3 protein-coding genes and 1 pseudogene are annotated in these 2,606 nt (G+C 44.4%); all 4 read right to left on the minus strand.

The window, feature by feature from the left end; genetic code table 11:
- Positions 1-763 (minus strand): DUF72 domain-containing protein (locus tag H6F50_RS14350; protein WP_190429219.1); only part of this gene is annotated, 763 nt, incomplete at its 3' end.
- Between the two features lie 229 nt (positions 764-992).
- Positions 993-1,538 carry an NUDIX hydrolase gene (locus H6F50_RS14355; RefSeq protein ID WP_190429220.1) on the minus strand — a complete coding sequence of 182 codons (546 nt, stop codon included), beginning with the start codon at positions 1,536-1,538 and terminating at the stop codon, positions 993-995.
- Between the two features lie 189 nt (positions 1,539-1,727).
- Positions 1,728-2,126 (minus strand): hypothetical protein, encoded by a 399-nt coding sequence (locus tag H6F50_RS14360; protein ID WP_242029033.1) that lies wholly within the window; start codon positions 2,124-2,126, stop codon positions 1,728-1,730.
- A gap of 201 nt (positions 2,127-2,327) precedes the next feature.
- Positions 2,328-2,606, minus strand: a pseudogene (locus H6F50_RS14365) (GTPase HflX); the annotation flags it as partial.

The raw sequence follows: 2,606 nt of genomic DNA on the forward strand, positions 1-2,606 counted from the left end.
TGGACAGTAATGCTTTCAGGCGTTCAGCATCGCGGATAGCATGACCATCTGGATCGTTGTTGAAATATACGTACACGTCAATCTTTTTTTGAAGAAATGAGCGGATATGAGAAGCCCAAGTAGACAATTCTTCCTCGCTGTAACCAACACCCCATTGTCCGCTGTGCATGCGAATATAAGTCCAGGGCGCAGTCAAACGAATATCTAGCGGAACTGTGGGACTAACGGGCAAACAAAGGGCTGCACCCGCATCTTCTAATAGTTTGTACACCTGTGGAATCAGCCAGCTTTGGTGCCGAAATTCAAATGTATAACGTTGTTCTGGATAGGAAGAAAGTAATTCCAAAAACGGCTGAAGTCGCTCGATATTCAGGGGCCAGGTATGAGGAAATTGGAACAGAATTGGGCCTAATTTTTCTTGCAAACCCCCCGCTCGTTCCATTAAGCGAGATAGCGGCTCAGATGGGTCTTTTAACTTTTTCATATGGGTAAGGTAGCGGCTACCTTTTACAGCAAAAATAAACCCTTCAGGTGTTTGCTCTCGCCACGTTTCAAATACAGATCGCTCTGGCAGACGATAGAAAGAAAAGTTAATTTCTACAGTCGGAAAGTGCTGTGCGTAAAATGGTAGTTGTTGGCTTCCAGGCATTTGCGCTGGATAGAAAATGTTCATCCAGTGCTTATAAACCCAACCGCTAGTACCGATTTGCAGCAGCGGAGCTGCCGTAAAAGGTTGAGATTCCTGCTCTTGTTCTTCACTCATTCAGTTGTTCCATTTGAACTGAATCATTATCTCTTGCAAATCACCAAGCCCAAGTGACTAAAAGTGCTTGAAAAGGAAGCCGCAACCAAAGTCATAGCTACTATTGCGAGTCACATTTGCCAGCCACATTTGCCATTAGCTTAGTTTGAGTACGTCCCAACCGTGAGACTTATTCATAAGTTCCAAAGTTTGTGGTGATATGTTTAGCCAGTGTCAGCGCGATCGCCTATTATTCGCCAAGTACCTTATTCGCTTTCAGAATCAGCACACAGCTTGGCGCGTGTGTGATTACGCTATCCATGACCATTTGCACCGCTTCACTTAAGGGAATCCGAACTGTTTCTATCGTTTCCGTTCCTTCTTGATGGGATTGGGTGAATGTTAATTGCTTTGCTAGAAATAGACGCACCGGACAGCAGACAATTGATGTATCTAAGTCAAAAACTCCGAGATCGAGCCATTCCGAAGCCTGAATTCCCAGTTCCTCTTCAATTTCTCGTTGTGCAGATTTCAGGTGCGGTTCATCCTCCTCAATAGCACCAGCGACAACTTCAATGCTTTCTTTGCCAAGCGCATAACGAAATTGCCGGGTAAGATAGACTACGCGATCGCTATCTATTGGCAAAATAGCAACGCCAGATTTCATTGTGACGGTAGCATACGTACCCGGTTGTCCATCAGGTTGGAGAACTTGGTCTTCACGAACATTGATAAATGAATTTTGGTACTTTCGATTTGTTTCTTGGATTGTCCAAGGGCCATGTTTTTGTGTCATGTTGCGTTCTCTCCTATTTGAGTTGTCAGATGCGAGATCAGATACCCGACTTCTCCAAGAAGTCGGGTATCTTGCGTTCAGGAATCATTTATGACTGCTATAATTTCCCGTTGACATAGGAAGGTAAGATTTCTCCCTCCCCGTTCACGGGTAGGGGTGGGGTTCTAAGTTGCATATACTCGACTCTAATTACTCTAAAGCTGGTTTAATCCGCTCATAAGAGGAGAGAAATAAACTAAAGAGAATCGCAAAGGTAAGGTCAATGACACCCGGAACTAAATAAAATGGGTGAAGACCACCTATTAAGGTGTGATAAGCCAAAACGATAAAGACAGAAACTTGGGCGCAAATTCCAAATCTTATAAGGTCGTGATTGCGAGAGATATCCTTACCAACCCACCAATAACCAATCCCGATTGTAAATACCAATGCGCCAAACAGATGTAAATATTCAGGATTGGTGAGCGGTTCTTGACCCAGGATTTGGCGAATCCATTGGTCAGATAACAACAAAGCTACAGATTCGACCCAGTTAATGATAGCTTTGGTTTGAAATACGTACTTCCACGTTATTGGATTGTTCATCATTGCAAATAGTATGTGAATTCTTGTTTGCTTAGCTTGCTGGTTCTTGACTTAACTGGGTGTCCTATACACTCGATCCCCCCTCTCCCCAGAGGGAACCCCGAATCCCGCTTAAAAAGGGGGAAAATGCTTATAACCCCTTTTTAAGCGGGGGACATTGCCAAAAATAGACACCGTAATTACTGGCTTCTTGTCACATTTTTATTAGTGCGGTTGTGAAACTGCTTCATCAACCAGTTGCACCATCCGCTGGCGTAGGGTCTCTAAACCTAAGCGTTGAGTAGCTGAAATAAACACAGCTTCGGGATACTGTTGTTGAGCGAAGGCTAGCGTTTCGCTATCTACTTGATCGACCTTGTTAAAGGCAATCAAAGCTTTACCTGGAAGGGCAGGCATTTCTCCAAGCACTTCCATGACCGACTGGATGTGGCTTTCCCAAGCGGGATGGGATAGATCGACGACATGAAGCATGGCATTCGCCTC

Origin of the sequence: Coleofasciculus sp. FACHB-712 (genome assembly GCF_014695635.1) — a bacterium.
Classification (GTDB): domain Bacteria; phylum Cyanobacteriota; class Cyanobacteriia; order Cyanobacteriales; family FACHB-T130; genus FACHB-T130.